18 protein-coding genes are annotated in these 17,759 nt (G+C 69.2%); 11 read left to right on the top strand and 7 right to left on the bottom strand.

Features of this window, described 5'->3' with window-relative positions:
- Positions 1-7: 7 nt before the first annotated feature.
- The 3 genes from ACFOY2_RS34650 to ACFOY2_RS34640 are packed head-to-tail and all read left to right on the top strand — an operon-like array spanning position 8 to position 3,422.
- Complete coding sequence (locus ACFOY2_RS34650; protein ID WP_379532323.1) at positions 8-1,873, top strand: nucleotidyltransferase domain-containing protein; 1,866 nt, start codon at positions 8-10, stop codon at positions 1,871-1,873.
- Positions 1,870-2,967 (top strand): hypothetical protein, encoded by a 1,098-nt coding sequence (locus ACFOY2_RS34645; protein ID WP_379532322.1) that lies wholly within the window; start codon positions 1,870-1,872, stop codon positions 2,965-2,967. Before ACFOY2_RS34650 ends, ACFOY2_RS34645 begins: the two co-directional genes overlap by 4 nt.
- On the top strand, positions 2,964-3,422 hold the full coding sequence (locus ACFOY2_RS34640; protein WP_379532321.1) for an NUDIX domain-containing protein: 459 nt from the start codon (positions 2,964-2,966) through the stop codon (positions 3,420-3,422). The genes ACFOY2_RS34645 and ACFOY2_RS34640 overlap by 4 nt, the downstream gene beginning before the upstream one ends.
- A gap of 150 nt (positions 3,423-3,572) precedes the next feature.
- On the opposite strand, the gene ACFOY2_RS34635 is transcribed toward ACFOY2_RS34640, so the two are convergent.
- On the bottom strand, positions 3,573-4,616 hold the full coding sequence (locus tag ACFOY2_RS34635; protein ID WP_379532320.1) for a GDP-mannose 4,6-dehydratase: 1,044 nt from the start codon (positions 4,614-4,616) through the stop codon (positions 3,573-3,575).
- A gap of 235 nt (positions 4,617-4,851) precedes the next feature.
- On the opposite strand from ACFOY2_RS34635, the gene ACFOY2_RS34630 reads away from it, so the two are divergent.
- The 4 genes from ACFOY2_RS34630 (at position 4,852) to ACFOY2_RS34615 (ending at position 9,046) form a co-directional block, all read left to right on the top strand.
- Entirely contained in the window at positions 4,852-6,138 is a 1,287-nt protein-coding gene (locus tag ACFOY2_RS34630; protein WP_379532319.1) for a glycosyltransferase family 4 protein, read from the top strand.
- Between the two features lie 7 nt (positions 6,139-6,145).
- Complete coding sequence (locus tag ACFOY2_RS34625; protein ID WP_357822277.1) at positions 6,146-6,856, top strand: class I SAM-dependent methyltransferase; 711 nt, start codon at positions 6,146-6,148, stop codon at positions 6,854-6,856.
- A complete protein-coding gene (locus ACFOY2_RS34620) occupies positions 6,853-7,929 on the top strand; it encodes a prenyltransferase (RefSeq protein WP_379532318.1) in 1,077 nt (358 codons plus the stop codon). Before ACFOY2_RS34625 ends, ACFOY2_RS34620 begins: the two co-directional genes overlap by 4 nt.
- A 148-nt stretch (positions 7,930-8,077) precedes the next feature.
- Positions 8,078-9,046 (top strand): DUF1702 family protein, encoded by a 969-nt coding sequence (locus tag ACFOY2_RS34615; RefSeq protein WP_379532317.1) that lies wholly within the window; start codon positions 8,078-8,080, stop codon positions 9,044-9,046.
- A gap of 11 nt (positions 9,047-9,057) precedes the next feature.
- Here ACFOY2_RS34615 and ACFOY2_RS34610 read toward each other — a convergent pair whose 3' ends face one another.
- On the bottom strand, positions 9,058-9,687 hold the full coding sequence (locus ACFOY2_RS34610) for a class I SAM-dependent methyltransferase (protein WP_379532395.1): 630 nt from the start codon (positions 9,685-9,687) through the stop codon (positions 9,058-9,060).
- 85 nt (positions 9,688-9,772) lie between these two features.
- Here ACFOY2_RS34610 and ACFOY2_RS34605 point away from each other — a divergent pair, with 85 nt between their 5' ends.
- The 4 genes from ACFOY2_RS34605 (at position 9,773) to ACFOY2_RS34590 (ending at position 11,947) form a co-directional block, all read left to right on the top strand.
- Entirely contained in the window at positions 9,773-10,225 is a 453-nt protein-coding gene (locus ACFOY2_RS34605; RefSeq protein ID WP_379532316.1) for a pyridoxamine 5'-phosphate oxidase family protein, read from the top strand.
- Positions 10,222-10,413 carry a ferredoxin gene (locus ACFOY2_RS34600; protein ID WP_357822284.1) on the top strand — a complete coding sequence of 64 codons (192 nt, stop codon included), beginning with the start codon at positions 10,222-10,224 and terminating at the stop codon, positions 10,411-10,413. The genes ACFOY2_RS34605 and ACFOY2_RS34600 overlap by 4 nt, the downstream gene beginning before the upstream one ends.
- A gap of 12 nt (positions 10,414-10,425) precedes the next feature.
- Complete coding sequence (locus ACFOY2_RS34595; RefSeq protein ID WP_379532315.1) at positions 10,426-11,514, top strand: Zn-dependent alcohol dehydrogenase; 1,089 nt, start codon at positions 10,426-10,428, stop codon at positions 11,512-11,514.
- 112 nt (positions 11,515-11,626) lie between these two features.
- On the top strand, positions 11,627-11,947 hold the full coding sequence (locus ACFOY2_RS34590; protein WP_379532314.1) for a hypothetical protein: 321 nt from the start codon (positions 11,627-11,629) through the stop codon (positions 11,945-11,947).
- Between the two features lie 86 nt (positions 11,948-12,033).
- Here ACFOY2_RS34590 and ACFOY2_RS34585 read toward each other — a convergent pair whose 3' ends face one another.
- From ACFOY2_RS34585 to ACFOY2_RS34565, 5 genes are read right to left on the bottom strand one after another with little or no spacing between them, the layout of a single operon-like run.
- Positions 12,034-13,038, bottom strand: coding sequence for a sugar phosphate isomerase/epimerase family protein (locus tag ACFOY2_RS34585; RefSeq protein WP_357822290.1), 1,005 nt, complete (start codon positions 13,036-13,038; stop codon positions 12,034-12,036).
- Between the two features lie 3 nt (positions 13,039-13,041).
- The gene (locus ACFOY2_RS34580; RefSeq protein ID WP_379532313.1) at positions 13,042-14,199 is read right to left on the bottom strand and encodes a Gfo/Idh/MocA family protein; all 1,158 of its coding nucleotides are present in this window, start codon (positions 14,197-14,199) and stop codon (positions 13,042-13,044) included.
- Between the two features lie 11 nt (positions 14,200-14,210).
- Complete coding sequence (locus ACFOY2_RS34575) at positions 14,211-15,257, bottom strand: ABC transporter substrate-binding protein (protein WP_379532312.1); 1,047 nt, start codon at positions 15,255-15,257, stop codon at positions 14,211-14,213.
- Complete coding sequence (locus ACFOY2_RS34570) at positions 15,254-16,264, bottom strand: ABC transporter permease (RefSeq protein WP_379532311.1); 1,011 nt, start codon at positions 16,262-16,264, stop codon at positions 15,254-15,256. Before ACFOY2_RS34570 ends, ACFOY2_RS34575 begins: the two co-directional genes overlap by 4 nt.
- Positions 16,264-17,748 carry a sugar ABC transporter ATP-binding protein gene (locus ACFOY2_RS34565; protein ID WP_379532310.1) on the bottom strand — a complete coding sequence of 495 codons (1,485 nt, stop codon included), beginning with the start codon at positions 17,746-17,748 and terminating at the stop codon, positions 16,264-16,266. Before ACFOY2_RS34565 ends, ACFOY2_RS34570 begins: the two co-directional genes overlap by 1 nt.
- Between the last annotated feature and the right edge of the window lie 11 nt (positions 17,749-17,759).

Here is a 17,759-nt window from a genome sequence, read left to right as displayed (position 1 = left end):
ACAAATCATGCACCAACCCCCCAATGTCACCGTGGCATTCAGCGGACCCGACAACGTCGGCAAGACCACCCACGCCCGCCTCTTCCAGCGCCGCAATGGGGCCCACAGCCTCGGCCCGCTGGACGACTACGACCCTCGCTGGCAGCACGCCAAGAACATCGGACTCTCCGACTGGTGGTTCCGCACCGCCCCCATCGCACACCTCGCCGATATCCTGGCCTGCTCCTACCTCGCACGTTCCGCTGCCGCCCGGGCCATCCCCGATGGCCTGGCCGTCCTCGACCGCGGCATGACTATGCTGCACGCCTCCCTCGCCGCCACCGCCGCCGTTCGCGAAGACCTCACCGCCGACGCCGCAGCCGACCACGCCCAACACCTGCTTGCGCCCTACGCCGACGAAATCACTCGCGCCCGCCAAGCCGAGCACGAGATCGTGCTGCTACACGACATCGCCCCCCACCGAGGCGCGGAAATGGCCCTGGCGCGCGAGGCCACCGTGACTCCCACCTATCGCCGCTACCAGCATGCGCTGCACCTGCAGCTCAACAGGCTCTGCGGCAACCAGGTGATCGTGACGAAGGAACGTTCCATCCTCGACGTCCACGCCGATCTATCCGCCCGCCTGGCCACGGACGCCGCACCCCCGACGATCACGACTCGCTGGATCATCGCCCTGGGCGGCCTGTCGGAATGCGGCAAGTCCACCGCAGGCCACCACCTCCAACATGAACACGGTGTCACCCGACTGAAGATCGGCTACCTGCTAGACCTCGCCGCCGCCCGCCACCAGCTCATCGACATCTACGCCCTCCCCGTCGCCGAGCAAGCCGAGCTGCTGGCCCTGGAACTCGACGCCTATGCGCACGCCCACCACTACCAGCAGGCCTTCAGCATTGAGAGCCTGCACAGCCACGGCCTGGCCGCCGAGCTACGCAAGCTCCTCGGCGGCGCTCTCACCACGGTCTACCTCGACGCCCACCCGGCCGTACGCGCCAGTCGCAGCACCCGCGGCCCCGACGACGTCACCGAACGCGACCGCATCAAACGCGCTCGCGGCGCTCACCGCGTCCGCGACATCGCCCAAGAAATCATCGACAACAACCGGTCGGTCGCCGAACTCGGGCACGCGTTGGACCGGGTGATGCGTGATCGGCTGTGGCCCCGCCACTCCCCACGGGTGGTTCCCCCGGCCGAACTCGGCCTACCCGGCCACCTCACCAGCTTCCTCGATCACCTGGTGGCCACGCTCACCCGGCCAGACGACACGGTCGGCCTGATCGCGGTCACCGGGTCCGGCGCCCGCGGCAAATATCTGGACGGCTGGTCCGACCTGGACGTGCTCATCGTGGCCGACCCGCCGGCACTGCCCGCCATCGGCGCGGCTCTCCCGCAGGCCCGTGAGCGCCTCGCCGATGTCAAGCTGGGACTAACCGTCCTCACCCCCGCCGAATGCCAGGCCGGCGCGCTGACCTCCCGCCTGCTGTACACACTCGCCCAGATCGCCGACGGCTCGCTCCCGGCGATCTGGGCCGCGCCCAGGTTCACCGTGCCGCATCCGGACCCGGCCACTGTGACGGCATACACCCGGCGCGACGGGGCGACGGCGGCCATGGATCTGAGGCGGCTCCTGCTCCGCGAGCCCATCGACGTACGCGCGGTGTACAAGGTGGCCGCGCTGCTGGCGAAGATCGTGCTGCGGTGCAAGGGGGAGTTGCACGCTGCTGACGCCGACGCCTTGGTCGCGTTCGCCAAACTTGCCGGCGACCTGCCCACGGTCCCCTCCGACCCACGGTTCGGCGCGACCGAGCAGGTTACCGCGATGGCCGGACAGGTCCTGGCGTGGTGGCTGTCCAGCCTGGAGCCCGCAGTATGACCGCAGTGATCCAGGATGTGCCTGGCAATTTCCGTCACCGCAGTGACGGCACCTTCCGCAAGAGCGTGCCAGCCGAGCTCGCTCAAGCCGAGGTGCGCGGCCACGCGGCGGTGCGCGGCCACCTTCCGTCCGCCGCTCTGCTGGGAACCATCGTCGAGCCCGATGGCCGGCACACCCTGATCTATCAGGACGTGTTCGCCGATGGCCGCTGCACCGCTCTCCTGGCGGACCTCATCACCCGCGCCGACGCCGACCCCCGCCAGGCTCCTGCCGTCACCTCTCTCATCGACACGGCGTGCGACAGCATCCTGCTGGCAGCCGAGCACACCGGCGAACCAGCCCCGATCGGCTCGTGCCGTCCCGGCCTGTACGCCGAGCGACTACGCGCAGGCGGCAGACTGGACACCTGGTACGGCGCAGAGCCGCCGCTGACCGTCGTCACCGGCGAGCTGACCGCTGACATCTACTTTCCCCAGTTGCTCACCCAGCTGCGCGAACAACTGGCCCCGGCCACGCTGATCGCCATGGCAGTCACCCAAGGCGATCCGACCGAGCCGAACATCGCCGCGCCGCTGTGCTGGCTGGACCACGAGCACGCCGGCCGCAATGCCCTGGCCGGAGAGGCGGCCAACCTGCTGTGGTACCTCCTGGCAATGGGCGGCTGGCTCGTACCGAGGTACAAGCCGCTGACCTACTGGCGCACTGTCCGTTCGCCCAGCCCGGCATTGCCTCCAACGCTAACCCACCTGCGCGCTGGACAGGGCTGGCTGGAGGTCAGTGGCACCCTTCAGACGGGCGCGGGGCGCCACGCGGCAATCACCGCCCTGACACGGCGCCTGCACAGCGACCTCGGGGCACTCATCAACGCCGGTGACGATCCGCTGATCGCCCTTCGTCCATGGCTGGTGCTGCGTATCCTGGGCGTCTTGCCTATCACTGCCATGGCTCAGGCGGACTGGGCGTTCTGCCTGGCACTTCTGGCCCAGGTGCTGTGCGAGCGCACCCGGCTGGACGACTTCGCCCGTGTCGCGCCCGGCCCGGCACTGGGGTCGGCGGATGACAGACTGCCGGCCCAACCGGAGGGACGATCATGAAGACGCGTGTTCGGGGCATTCTCGTCACGCCGGACAACGGCGTGCTGACCATCAAACGAGTACGGCCCGCCACTGCGCCGTACTGGGTGCTGCCCGGCGGCGGCGTGGAGAACGGCGACGCAAGCCTGGAAGCAGCGCTGCTGCGGGAGGTACGCGAGGAGTTGGGGGGCGAGGCGCACATTCACTCGCTTATCCACGTCGTCGACGGCGCAGAGGAACGTCAGCTCTTCTTCCTCGCCACGATCGAGTCCTGGGATCTGGCCGAGCGCACCGGGCCGGAGTTCACCGATCCGTCCAGGGGCGAGTATCACGTGCAGGAGGTGCCGCTGACGGCTGCGGGGATCGCGTCGATCGATCTGAAGCCTGAGCAGGTGGCCGAGCTGCTGGCCGAGCACGAGTCTGGCGTGTTCGACCTCGTTGATCTGCGGCCGGAGTGGCTTGCCTCCGCGCGCTGATCGCGTCTCTCCCGACGGCCACAGTCGAGACATGGCTCCTTGTTCCCCTCAGTTCAACGAGAAGAGCCCGGCGCCCAGAATCTGGCGCCGGGGTGGCTCTGCCGGGCTTGCCTTGGCCGATTGGTCACCTGGCCCCACCGTAGACCGCGGTCAGGGCCAGGAGCTGTCCTGGTCGGGGTCGCCGCCGTCCGAGAGCAGTCGCAGGTCCGATTCGACCATCATCGCCACCAGTTCGTCGAACGACACCTTGGGCTCCCACCCCAGCTGCGACCGCGCCTTCTTGGGGTCGGCGCAGAGCAGGTCCACCTCGGCGGGCCGGTGCAGCGTCTGGTCGGTGACGACGTACTGCTCCCAGTCGAGCCCGGCGGCCGTGAAGGCCGCCTCCACCAGTTCCCTGACCGACTTCATGCGGCCGGTCCCGATGACGTAGTCCTCGGGGGTGGCGGCCTGCAGCATGAGGTGCATCGCCTTGACGTAGTCTCCGGCGAATCCCCAGTCGCGGCGCGCTTCCAGGTTGCCGAGGCGGAGTTCGGTGGCCAGGCCCAGTTTGATGCGGGCGACCCCGAGCGACACCTTCCTGGTGACGAACTCGGCCCCGCGCCGTGGTGACTCGTGGTTGAACAGGATGCCCGAGACCGCGTACATCCCGTACGACTCGCGGTAGTTCTGGGTGAGGAAGTGTCCGTAGGCCTTGGCGACCCCGTACGGCGAGCGTGGGTGGAAGGCGGTGCGCTCGTTCTGGGGGGTCTCGCTGACCTGGCCGAACATCTCGGAGGACGAAGCTTGATAAAAGCGGATTTGTCCGGAACGGCCCCGAGCCCCATCGGTGCCCCCAGCGCCCCGCGACGCCCCCGAGCACACCCGGATCGCCTCCAGCATGCGCAGCACGCCCATCCCCGTCACCTCGGCCGTGAGCTCCGCCTGCTCCCACGACATGGGCACGAACGAGATCGCTCCCAGGTTGTACACCTCGTCCGGCTGAACCCGCTCGACCGCCGAGATCAACGACCCCTGGTCCAGCAGGTCCCCCCGCACCACCTGCACGTCGGAGAGCAGCCGGCGCATCCGCGACACGCGCGGGTTCGCCTGGCCCCTGACCAGCCCCCACACCTCGTATCCCTCGGCGAGCAGGTGCTCGGCCAAGTAAGAACCGTCCTGGCCGGTGATGCCGGTGATGAGAGCGCGCCTGGCCAAGGGGTCCTCCAACTCACACGCCGAATGCGGCCCCACCATGCCGCATCCCTTTGGGATGGGAATGTACAGGTAAGGGGATGTATAGGGGCAGCCAGCCGCCTAGAACACGTTCCACCGAACCACGCTCGGTTGCAGCAACCTCGCAGTTCGCACGGCCTGTGAAAGGACCTGTGAACAATTCCAGCCGACCTACCGAATGGTAGCCTTCTCGGGCTAAGGTCATCTTTCACGGTACATGCCCGACATCAGGGTCATACCGGCGGAGAAAGGGGTGTCCGTGCGGGAATCGCTGCGGATCGCGCTGCTGTCCTACCGCAGCAAACCCACCTGCGGTGGCCAGGGCGTCTATCTCCGCCACGTCAGCAGGGAACTGGTCGCGCTCGGCCACCACGTCGAGGTGTTCTCCGGCCAGCCCTACCCCGAACTGGACGACGGCGTCATCCTGCGCGAGGTGCCCAGCCTCGACCTCTACCGCGACGAAGACCCGTTCAGAACCCCCAAGCTGCACGAATACCGCGACTGGATCGACTGGCTGGAAGTCGGGACGATGTGGTCGGCGGGCTTCCCCGAGCCGCTCACGTTCACCCTTCGGGCCTACCGCGAGCTCAGGAAACGGGTCGGCGACTTCGACGTCGTCCAGGACAACCAGACCCTCGGGTACGGCCTGCTCGGCATCCAGAAGCTGTTCCCCGTGGTCGGCACCATCCACCACCCGATCAGCGTGGACCGGCGCATCGAGCTGGAGGCCGCCACCGGCGGGAAGCGGCTGAGCCTGCGCCGCTGGTACGGGTTCGTCAAGATGCAGTCGCGCGTCGCGCCCCGGCTGAGCCCGATCCTGACCGTCAGCGAGTCGTCGCTGGCCGACATCCACCGCGACTTCAACGTCCCCCAGGCGAACATGCGCCTGATTCCGCTCGGCGTCGACACCCGCTACTTCCACCCGCGCCCGGACAAGCCCAGGCGCAAGGGGTCGATCGTGGCGGTGGCCAGCGCCGACTCGCCCATGAAGGGCGTCGCGACGCTGCTGCGCGCGGTGGCCAAGTTGGCCACGGAACGCGACGTGCACCTCACCGTCGTCAGCAGGCCCACGCCCGGCGGCCCGACCGAGCAGCTCGTCCAGGAGCTGTCGCTGCAGGACCGCGTGCGTTTCGTGCACGGCATCTCCGACGACGAGCTCGGCGAGCTCATCGCGACCTCGGAGATCTCGGTCGTGCCCTCGCTCTACGAGGGGTTCTCGCTGCCCGCGGTCGAGCACATGGCCTGCGGCACGCCGCTGGTCGCCAGCCGTACGGGGGCGCTGCCCGAGGTCGTCGGCGACGCGGCCGTCCAGGTGCCGCCAGGCGACTCCGAGGAGCTGGCCGCGGCGCTGCGCCGTCTGCACGACTCGCCCGAGGAGCGCGAGCGGGTCGGCAAGGCCGGCTACGACCGCGTCATGGAGCGCTACACCTGGCACGTCGTGGCCAAGAGGACCGTCGATGCCTACCGCGAGGCCATCGCGAACCACAAGACTCACAAGGAGTAAGCGACAAGTGCTGACCGTGGACTTCGCCCGGCTTCCCGTCGGCCCCGGCGTGCGCGTGCTCGACCTGGGCTGCGGCGGCGGCAGGCACGCCTTCGAGGTGCTGCGCCGGGGGGCGGACGTGATCGCGTTCGACATGGACCAGTCGGAGCTGGACGGCGTGGCGGCCATGTTCGCGGCGATGGACAAGGCGGGCGAGGTGCCGCCCGAGGGCAGGGGCGAGACGGTCCAGGGCACGGCGCTCGACATGCCGTTCGAGGACGGCAGCTTCGACCGGGTCATCGCCGCCGAGGTGCTTGAGCACATCCCCGATGACATGGCGGCCATGCGCGAGATCTTCCGCGTGCTCAAACCGGGCGCAACAGCCGCGGTCACCGTGCCGAGCTTCCTGCCCGAGCGCATCTGCTGGGCGCTGGACGAGGACTACCACACAGCCCCCGGGGGACATGTCCGGATCTATACGCTGGCCGAGCTGTCCGCCAAGCTGAAGTCCGTCGGATTCGAGATCGGCCCGCACCACCACGCCCACGGCCTGCACGCCCCGTACTGGTGGATCAAGTGCGCGGTCGGCGTCAACAACGACGACCACCCGCTCGCGAAGGCCTACCACGAGTTGCTGGTCTGGGACATCATGAAGCGCCCGGCCGCGACCAGGATCGCCGAGGCCCTGCTCAACCCGGTCATCGGCAAGAGCGTGGTGCTCTACGTCAGGAAGCCATGATCTCCCGCGCGGAGGTTGTGCGGACGGCCGAGAGCATCGCGGCGATTCAGCAGGACGACGGCGGCGTGCCGTGGCCCGAGGGCCACGTCGACGCGTGGAACCACGTCGAGTGCCTGATGGCCATGACGGTCGCGGGCCTGGACGAGCCGGTACGCCGAGGCTACGCCTACCTGGCCCGCCACCAGCGCGCCGACGGCTCCTGGCCGATGAAGCTGGTCGACGGCGTCCCCGCGGAGCTCGGCGGCGAGACCAACCACGCCGCCTACGTCGCCGCCGGGCTCTGGCACCACCACCTCGTCACCGGCGACCGGGCGTTCACCGAGCGGAACTGGCTCATGGTCAAGGCCGCGCTCGACTACGTGGCGGGGCTCCAGACCGAGCGGGGCGAGATCGTCTGGGAGCGGGACGCGCGGGGCAGGCCGTCGGCGTACGCGCTGCTCACCGGCTGCTCCTCCATCCACCAGGGGCTGCGCTGCGGCGTGCGGCTCGCCGAGCTGCTCGGGGACCCGCAGCCGCACTGGGAGCTGGCCGCCGACCGGCTGGCGCACGTGCTGACGGAGCATCCCGAGGCGTTCACCGACAAGAGCCGTTTCTCGATGGACTGGTACTACCCGGTGCTCGGCGGGGCGGTGCGCGGGCGGCAGGCGTTCGAGCTGCTGGAGCGCGAGTGGGCCACGTTCGTGGTGCCGGGGCTGGGCATCAGGTGCGTCTCGGACCAGCCGTGGGTGACCGGGGCGGAGACGTGCGAGCTGGTGCTGGCGCTGGACGCGCTCGGGGATCGGGGGCGGGCGCGCACCCTGTTCTCCGACGTCCAGCACCTGCGGCACGAGGACGGCTCGTACTGGACGGGCTGGCAGTTCGCCAACCGCAAACACTTCCCGCACGAGCGCTCCGGCTACACCGCCGCCGCGATCGTGCTGGCGGCCGACGCGCTGCTGGAGCTCTCGCCGGGGAGCGGGCTGTTCAGGGACCTCGCGGGGACGGCGGTGTTCGATCCGGAGGTCTGCGGATGCGCGGCCGGCACGGGCTCGCGGGTGCCGCCGCAGGGAGCCGAACAGGGCGAGACCCTCTGATCGGCCGCTCACAAGGGCTTTTGCGCTTTCTTTGCCGAGGAAATCCGGTGTGCCGCCGGTAGCCGCCGCAATGGGGTTACTAGCTTCTGAGTGACGTACGAGGGGCGTCTTCGGGGGAAGCGTGGGCGACACGGGCACAACTTCGTTCTTGGACCAGGTCAGGACCGAGCCGACACTGTCGCGGACGAGAGGGCTGCGCAAGGTCCTCGCCAAGGATCCGCTGGAGTGCGATCTGGGGCGGCGCAGGTTCCGGCTCAGAGTGGGAACGCCTCGGGCGGCGTTTACAGAAGCTGAAAAGTCGTATGTCTTCGGCTTCAACGCGGTGATGTCACGAGAAATCGAGAAGATCGAGGAAATTTCGGCTGAGCAGCGCCCCTTCGGCTACGAGGGCGCGGCCGCTGCCTGCACGGTACTCGACCTTCTCACCTTGACACGGGGCCGGCGCCTTCACGAGCTACTTGCCGGCCCCGCCCAGCATCACCGCCACGCCGCCTACCTCGGCGCGGGCCGAGGGTACGCGCTGCTGCGCCTGCGCCCGATCCGGGGCGCGCGGCGGGCGCACCCGCTGCTGCGCTGGCTGGCGGTGGACGGGTTCGGGTTCCAGTGGAGCCTGAACAGGGCCGATCGGATGGTCGGCGAGCGGACGATGCCCGACCTGCTCACCCGGGCCCACTGCGCCGTCTTCGACCAGGGGCTCGGACGGCTGCTGTGGTACCACGACTGCGCCTCGCCCGGCGACGTCGCGGCCCGGATCGGCGGGTATCCGCCGGGGCGGCGGGCCGACCTGTGGAGCGGGGTCGGGTTCGCGGCCACGTACACGGGCGGGGCCGAGGCCGACGAGCTGTGGTGGCTGACCGAGCACGCGGGCGGCGACGGGTTCCGCGCCCATCTGGCGCAGGGCTGCGCCTTCGCGGCGGCGGCGCGGCTGCGCTCCGGGACGCTGCCGGACCACACCGTCCGGGCCGTGCCGATCCTGGCGGGAGCCGAGCCCGAGGAGGCGGCCTCGTGGACGGACCAGAGCCTCATCGAGCTCGGACACGAGGCCCACACGCACGAGGACTTCCGGCGCTGGCAGTCGCAGACCCGCCGATCCTGGACCCGCCGCCACCACCCCTGACGGTTGAGGGCTCAGATGCCGGGGCGCACGCGTTCCAGCACCCGCACCGAGCCCTCCGCCGACACCTCCTCGAACGCGCCCGACTCCAGCGCCCGCAGGTAGATCTTGTAGGGCGCCTGCCCGCCGTCGGCCGGGTCGGGATAGATGTCGTGGAAGACCAGCGCGCCGTGCTGCATGACGTGCGGCGCCCAGCCTTCGTAGTCGCGGGTCACGGGCTCCTCGGAGTGGCCGCCGTCGATGAACAACATCCCCAGCGGCGTGTTCCAGAGCCGGGCGACCTGCTCTGATCCGCCGACGATCGCGATCACCACGTCCTCCAGCCCGGCGGCCGCGATCGTGGCGCGGAACACAGGCAGTGAGTCCATCTTGCCGAACCGGGGGTCGACCAGTGTCGGATCGTGGTGGGCCCAGCCCGGCTGGATCTCCTCGGAGCCTCGGTGGTGGTCCACGGTGACCACCACGGAACCGGCCTGCCGGGCCGCCGCACCGAGGTAGACGGCGGACTTGCCGCAGTAGGTACCGATCTCGCAGATGGGGCCGAGCCTGCCGTACTGACGGGCCGCCTCGAACAGGGCCAGGCCCTCGTCGGGCGGCATGAAACCCTTGGCGTGTTTTGCCGCATAAAGCAGCTCTGACGGCATCGTCATAGAGATGCACCCTAACCGAACCGAACAACATTCCGGAGACCCCTTGCAGGGCCGTTCTGGAACCTGTTCTACTTGGCACGTGAATCAGCGCGCTCACATCACGATGCCGGACGACGACGTCACCGCGTTCCTGGAGGGCTCGCGCAAACTGCAACTGGCCACCATCAACCCCGACGGCACCCCGCATCTGGTCACGATGTTCTACGGACTGGACGAGGGCCGCATCGCCTTCTGGACCTACGCCAAGGCGCAGAAGACCCGCAACCTGGGCCGCGACCCTCGCGTGAGCTGCCTGATCGAGGCCGGTGACGACTACGCCGAGCTCCGCGGCGTCCTGCTGTACGGCAAGGCCGAGCAGGTGACCGAGCACGACCGCGTCATGGCCATCGGCATGCTGGTCGCCCGCAGGATGACGCCGGACGTGCCGGACGACCTGCTGAGCCAGTACGTGGAACAGACCGGGCGCAAACGGGTTGCGTACGTCGTCGAGCGCACCAAAGTGGTCTCATGGGATCACCGGAGGCTCGCATGAAGGTCAAGATCGACGAGTTGGTCTGCGAGGCCAACGCCGTGTGCATGGGCCTGGCGCCCGAAGTGTTCGAGGTGGACGACGACGACCAGCTCCACATCCTTCTTCCAGAACCGCCCCCCGAGTTGCACGACCGTGTCCGCCATGCGGTCAGGTCCTGCCCCAAAGCCGCCCTTTCCATCGAGGAATAGGAGGAACCCCCCATGCGCGCCGCGATCCTGCACGCCGTAGGCAACGACAAGCTCGACATCCGCGACGACGTCACCCTGGCCCCGGTCGGACCGGCGGACGTCCGGGTGCGGATCAGGGCGACGGGCGTCTGCCACTCGGACCTGTCGGCCATATCGGGCGTGCTGCCGCAGCCTGTGCCGCTCGTCCTCGGTCACGAGGGCGCGGGCGAGGTGGTCGAGGTAGGCGAGCACGTCACCTCGCTCAAGCCGGGCGACCACGTGGTCGTCAACTGGCGTCCCGGCTGCCAGGACTGCGACCTGTGCCTGGGCGGCCAGCCGTACCTGTGCATGAAGTACGTGGTCGAGGGCTTCAGCAAGGGCAACTTCCGGTTCGGGGGCGACGGGGCGACGGCGTACGGAATGGCGGGCTGCGGCACCTGGGCCGAGGAGATCGTCATCCCGTTCCTGGGCGCCATCAAGATCGACGAGGACGTGTCGTGGGAGGCGGCGGCCCTGATCGGCTGCGGCATCACCACCGGCGTGGGCGCCGCGATCAACACCGCGAAGGTGCGCCCGGGCTCCACCGTCGCGGTGATCGGCTGCGGCGGCGTCGGCCTGTCGGTCATCCAGGGCGCGCGCGTCTCCGGCGCCAGGACGATCCTCGCCGTCGACCCGCTGGAGTCCAAGCACGAGCTGGCCAAGAAGGTCGGGGCCACGCACGCGGTGACGCCCGAGCAGGTCCCCGGCGCGCTGAACGAGCTCACCGGCGGCTCCGGCTTCGACTACGGCTTCGAGGTGGTCGGCAAGTCGGCCACGATCCAGAGCGCCTGGCAGATCACGCGGCAGGGCGGCGACGTCATCGTGGTCGGCGCGGGCGCGATGGACGACATGGTGTCGATCTCGGCCTTCAGCCTGCTCTTCGAGGGCAAGAAGCTGCTGTCGAGCCTGTACGGCGAGGCGGACGTCCGCCACGACTTCCCCTACTTCGCCAAGCTCCACAAGGCCGGCAAGCTCGACCTCGAATCGATGATCAGCGCCCGCATCCGCCTCGGCGACCTGAACGACGCCGTGGAGGCCCTGCGGTCCGGCGAGGTCCTGCGCCAGATCGTCATCATGGACTGAAGCGCCGCTCTGACCTGCGAAAAGGGACTCCCGGCCACCGGCGGGGGAACGCGCCGCCACCTTCCTGCTCTGCTACAGCTGGTAGCAGTTCCAGCACAGAAAGGAAGGTACGGTGCGCCGATTCGGACCTCTGCTCGCCGTCAGCGCCATCGGAGCCACGGCCCTGTTCGCCGGCCCCGCCCTGGCGGAGACGAGCTCTTCGACCACCGTCAAGCACAAGGTCGTCGCCCTCGACGATGACGGCGACTGGAAGGACGTGTTCACCTGGGCGCTCGACAAGAACGACAGGTCCCTGCGTGACAGCGACACGTGGGACCGGGACAGGTGGCACCAGTGGGTCGACACCTACTGGGACATGAGGGACGAGTACGACCGCGAAGATGAGCCCGAGTGGGACAGGGAAGAAGAGTACGACTTCGACGGAGACGACTGACCCGCTGGCAGGCGCCGGGCCACCGCGCCCGGCGGCTGCCGGACCGTAAGCCCTCCGCCGTGGGATACGGCGAAGGGCCCCAGCCCTCAGGTGGTGGAGAAGGCCGCGTCGAAAGCGGTCGCCGGCGGGGTGATGGAGTTCAGCCGGCGGATGTAGCCCACCGCCTCCTTGGCCCCGTCGAGCCGGTCCATCCCCGCGTCCTCCCACTCGATCGAGATCGGCCCGTCGTACCCGATCGCGTTCAGCGCGCGGAAGCAGTCCTCCCACGGCACGTCGCCCCGGCCGGTCGAGACGAAGTCCCAGCCGCGGCGCATGTCCGCCCACGGCAGGTGCGAGGACAGGCGGCCCTTGCGTCCGTCGCCGACGCGCATGCGCGTGTCCTTGCAGTCGACGTGGTAGATCCGGTCCTTGAAGTCCAGGATGAAGCCCACCGGGTCGATGTCCTGCCAGACCATGTGCGAGGGGTCCCAGTTGAGGCCGAACGCGGGACGGTGGCCGATGGCCTCCAGCGTGCGAACCGTCGTGTGGTAGTCGTAGGCGATCTCGCTCGGGTGGACCTCGTGGGCGAAGCGCACCCCGACCTCGTCGAAGACGTCGAGGATGGGGTTCCAGCGGTCGGCGAAGTCCTGGTAGCCGGCCTCGACCATCGAGGCGGGCACGGGCGGGAACATGGCGACGGTGTGCCAGATCGACGAGCCGGTGAAGCCCACCACCGTGTTCACGCCCAGCAGCGCGGCGGCCCGCGCCGTGTTCTTCATGTCCTCGGCGGCGGCCTGCCGCACCGACTCGGGATCGCCTGAGCCCCAGATGCGCGCCGGGAGGATGGCCTTGTGGCGCTCGTCGATCGGGTGGTCGCAGACGGCCTGGCCGACCAGGTGATTGGAGATCGTCCAGACCTTGAGCCCGTGCTTGTCGAGCTGGGCGCGCTTCTGCTCCACGTACGACGGGTCGGCCACGGCCTGGGCCACGTCGAAGTGGTCGCCCGAGCAGGCGATCTCCAGCCCGTCGTAGCCCCATTCGGCCGCCAGCCGGCACACCTCCTCGAAAGGCAGGTCCGCCCACTGTCCCGTGAACAGCGTGACAGGTCGCATGGGTCAATCCTCCACGTTCGTGTAGCGGCTGCCCTCAGCCGCGCTGCGCTCGACCGCCTCCAGCACCCGCTGCACCCGCAGCCCGTCGGCGAACGACGGCGACGGGTCGGTTCCGGTGGCGATCGCCTCCAGGAAGTCCTTGATCTCGTGGGTGAAGGTGTGCTCGTAGCCGAGCCCGTGCCCCGGCGGCCACCAGGCGCCCACGTACGGATGGTCCGGCTCGGTGACCAGGATGCGTTCGAAGCCGCCGCCGCCTTTGCTGAACCACAGCTCGTTCATGGCCTCGAAGTCGAAGGCCAGGCTGCCGAGCGAGCCGTTGATCTCGATGCGCATCGCGTTCTTGCGCCCGTTGGCGAAGCGGGTGGCCTCGAACGAGGCCACCGCGCCGCCGGACAGCCTGCCGATGAACAGCGCGGCGTCGTCGACGGTGACGGGGCCCTTGGCGTCGGAGCCTGTCGCGCCCAGTCCGGCCGACTCCGTGGCCAGCGGGCGCTCCTTGACGAACGTCTCCAGGAGCGCCGACACCCCGACCACGTGCTGACCGGTGATGAACTGGGCCGCGTCCACGATGTGCGAGCCGATGTCGCCGAGCGAGCCGGCCCCTGCCTTGTCCTTCTGCAGCCGCCAGACCAGCGGGTACTCCGGGTCGACGATCCAGTCCTGCAGGTACTGTGCCCGCACGTGCCTGATCTCGCCGATCCGGCCCTCCTCGACGTACCGGCGGGCCAGCGCGATCGCGGGCACCCGCCGGTAGTTGAAGGCCACCATGCTCTTGACCGAGGACGGCGCCTCGGCCGCGGCCGCCACCATCGCCTCGGCCTCGGCAACGGTGTTGGCCAGCGGTTTTTCGCAGATCACGTGTTTGCCCGCGCGCAGCGCGGCGATGGCGATCTCGGCGTGGGAGTCTCCGGGCGTGCAGATGTCCACGATCTGCACGTCGTCGCGGTTGACCAGCTCACGCCAGTCGGTCTCGACGCCTGCCCAGCCGAGCTGCGCGGCAGCGGCCTCGGTGCGCTCCTTCGACCTGCCGGCGAGCACCGCCATCCGCGGCGCGAGCGGCAGGTCGAAGAAGGCGCCCACGCTGCGCCAGGCCTGAGAGTGGACGCGACCCATGAAGGCGTAGCCGATCATGCCGACGCCGATGGTGGTTCTGTCTGACATGCAACCCCCGATCAGGATTCGAAGCCGAGCGACAGGTACTTCTCGACGTTCTCCTTGGTGATGGTCTCGGACGCGAGCGTGATCGCCTGGGGTACCTGGACCTCCACCAGATCACTCATGCCCTTCCCCTGTGCTATCAGACGCGCGAGCTTGATCGCCGAGGAGGCCATGGTGGGGCTGTAGGTGACCGTGGCCTTCAGCACCGACGTGCCCGACTGGATCTCCTTCATCATGTTCAGCGAGCCAGCGCCGCCGACCATGATGAACTCGTCGCGGTTGGCCTCCTTGATCGCGGCCAGCACGCCGACGCCCTGGTCGTCGTCGTGGTTCCAGAGCGCGTCGATCTTCTTGTGCGCCTGGAGCAGCGACGTGGCCACCTGGTTGCCGCTCTCGACCGTGAACTTGGCGTCCTGCTTGGCCGTCACGCTGAACCCGTACGTCTTCAGCGCGTCGGTGAAGCCCTTGCTGCGGTCCTGCGTCAGCGGCAGCGTGGCGATGCCCTGGATCTCGACGATCACCGGGTTCGACACGCCCTTGTCCTTGAGCTGCTTGCCGATGAAGTGGCCGGCCGCGACGCCCATGCCGTAGTTGTCGCCGCCGACCCAGGTCCGATAGGCCAGCTTGTCGGGGAAGACCCGGTCGAGGTTGATGACCGGGATGCCCGCCTCGGTGGCCTGCAACGCGACCTGGTTGAGTTGCTGGCCGTCGTTCGGCAGGATCACCAGCGCGTTCACCTTGGCCGCGATGAGCGACTCGACCGCGGAGATCTGCTGGTTGATGTCATTGGTGGGCTCGACGGGCTTGAACTCGATGTCGGTGTACTGCTTCGCGGTCGCCTCGGCGTTCTTGGCGATCGCCGCGATCCAGCCGTGGTCGGCCGCCGGCGCGGAGAAGCCGATGACGACCTTCTGACCGGGCTGATCGTTGCCGCTGGCCGCGGGAGCCGGCGCCGGCGCCGCGCTGCTGGGCGCGGCCGCGGGCTCGTTGCTGGTGCAGCCGGCCGCTAAAAGGGCGACCCCGCCGACGAGGAATCCCCGGCGCGCGACGTTCTCACTCATGGTGCTCTCTCCTTCAGGTTCCGCCGCTGGAGAAGGACGGCGACGACGATGATCAGGCCCTTGGCGATCAGCTGGTCGCTGGTGTCGAGCCCGTTGAGAATGAACAGGTTGGTGATGAGGGTGAAGATCAGCAGACCCAGGATCGAGCCCACGATCGTGCCCCGCCCCCCGGTCAGCAGCGTGCCGCCGATGATCACGGCGGCGATGGCGTCGAGTTCGTACAGGTCGCCGTGGGTGGACGAGCCCGTGGTCGTACGCGCCATGATGAGGATGGCGGCGATGCCGCAGCACAGCCCCGACAGGGCGTAGAGCAGCATCGTGTGCCTGCGCACGTCGATGCCGGCGAGCCTGGCCGCCTCGGGGTTGCCGCCGACCGCGTACGTCCGCCGTCCGAAGGTCGTGCGGTTGAGCACGATCCAGCCGAGCACCACGACCAGGGCGAAGATGTAGACCAGCAGCGGGATGCCGAGCACCCGGGTGGTCGACAGCTCCACGATCGCGGAGTTCTCGCTCTGGACGAGTTGCGTCTTGCGGTCGGACATGCGCTGGGCCAGCCCTCGGGCGGCCACGAGCATGGCCAGCGTGGCGATGAACGGCACCAGCCGCCCATAGGCGATGAGTAACCCGTTGACCAGCCCCGCCCCGGTTCCGACGAGGATCGCGCAGATCGCCATCACCACCGGCCCGTACGACTGTGTGGCGAGTGTCGTCGCCCACACCGAGGCCAGGGCCATGACCGCGCCCACCGACAGGTCGATGCCGCCGCCGATGATCACGAACGTGGCCCCGACCGTGATCACGCCGATCGTGGCGGCCAGGGACAGGATGCTGACCAGGTTGGAGGCGGTGGCGAAGTTCTCCGGGCGGGTGATCAGGCCGACGATCACCAGCAGCAGCAGCGCTCCGATCAGCCCGAGATGGCGCATCTCCCCTAGGGCCAGCCCTCTGATCGGCGAGGCGTGCGCCTTTTCGGCAGGCGGATGCGCCTGTCTTGTGGGCTCGCTCATCACGCTGCCCTCCCATCCATGATCATGTCCAGTACGCGATGTTCGTCGAGCTCCGCGGCGTCGCCCTCGTGGATGACGGACCCCTCGCGCAGCACCAGCACCCGGTCCGCCAGGCCGAGCACCTCCGGCACCTCGCTGGAGACCAGCAGCACGCCGATGCCCTGCTCGGCCAGGTCGTGGATGACCGCGTACAGCTCGGCCCTGGCGCCCACGTCCACGCCCCTGGTGGGCTCGTCGAGCAGGAGCAGCTTGCGTCCGCCGAGCAGCCAGCGGGCCAGCACGGCCTTCTGCTGGTTGCCGCCCGACAGGGTTCTGATCGGGCGTTCAGGATCGGGCGGGCGGATGTCCAGCATTTCCGACAGCCGCTTGGCCTCCTCCCGCTCGCGTTTGCGGTCGATCCACCCGAACCTGGCGAACTCCGGCAGGCTGCCCAGCGTGATGTTGGCGGTGACGCTCTGGTCGAGCAGCAGGGCCTGAGCCTTGCGCTCTTCTGGGGCCAGGCCCATGCCGCGGCGGACGGTGCCGACGACGCCCCGGCGGACGGGCTGCCCGGCCAGCAGCACCCGGCCCGAGGCGGGGCGGGCGCCGTACACCGCCTCCAGGATCTCCGAGCGGCCCGAGCCGACGAGGCCGGCCAGCCCGACGATCTCGCCCGCCCGCACGGAGAAGGAGACGTCGGAGAAGACGCCGGGCGAGCGCAGGCCCTCGACGCGCAGGACCTCCTCGCCCAGCTGGCGCCCGCCTCTGGGAGGGAAGACGTATTCGACGTTGCGGCCCGTCATGAGCGAAACAATCTGCGCCGTGGGCGTGTCGCGGGCCGGCAGGCCCACGGCGACCGTGCGTCCGTCCTTGAGCACCGTCACCCGGTCGCCGATCTCGCGGATCTCCTCCAGCCGGTGGGAGATGTAGACGACGGCCACGCCCTGGGCGGTGAGCTCGCGGATGATCCGGAAGAGGTTGGCGACCTCGTCGTGGGCGAGGGCCGCCGACGGCTCGTCCATGATGATCAGGCGGGCGTCGTGGGAGAGCGCGCGGGCCATCGAGACGACCTGCTTGGCCGCCGGCGAGAGCCGTCCGACCTCGGAGGCCGGGCGGATCTCCGGGTGGCCGAGCCGCTCCAGCACCTCGCGGGCGGCGCGCCTGGCGGCCGCCCTGTTCACGAAGCCGAAGCGGGCGTGCTCGTGGCCGAGGAAGATGTTCTCGGCCACGCTGAGCCCGTCGACCAGGTCAAGCTCCTGGTAGATGGTGGCGAAGCCGAGCTTGATGGCGTCGATCGGGCTGCCGGGACGCACCTGCGCCCCGTTGAAGACGATCGTGCCCTCGTCCGGCTGGTGGACGCCGGCCAGGACCTTGATCAGGGTCGACTTGCCGGCGCCGTTCTGGCCGAGCAGGCAGTGCACCTCGCCCGCCCGCACGTCCAGGTCGACCCCGTCCAGCGCGCGCACGCCGGGGAACTGTTTGACGATGCCCTTGATGGCCAGCATCGGGAGATCCC

Origin of the sequence: Nonomuraea purpurea (assembly GCF_042650645.1) — a bacterium.
Lineage (GTDB): Bacteria > Actinomycetota > Actinomycetes > Streptosporangiales > Streptosporangiaceae > Nonomuraea > Nonomuraea purpurea.
The sequence above is the reverse complement of the archived record's forward strand: the minus strand, read 5'-3'. Positions and strand labels throughout refer to the sequence as shown.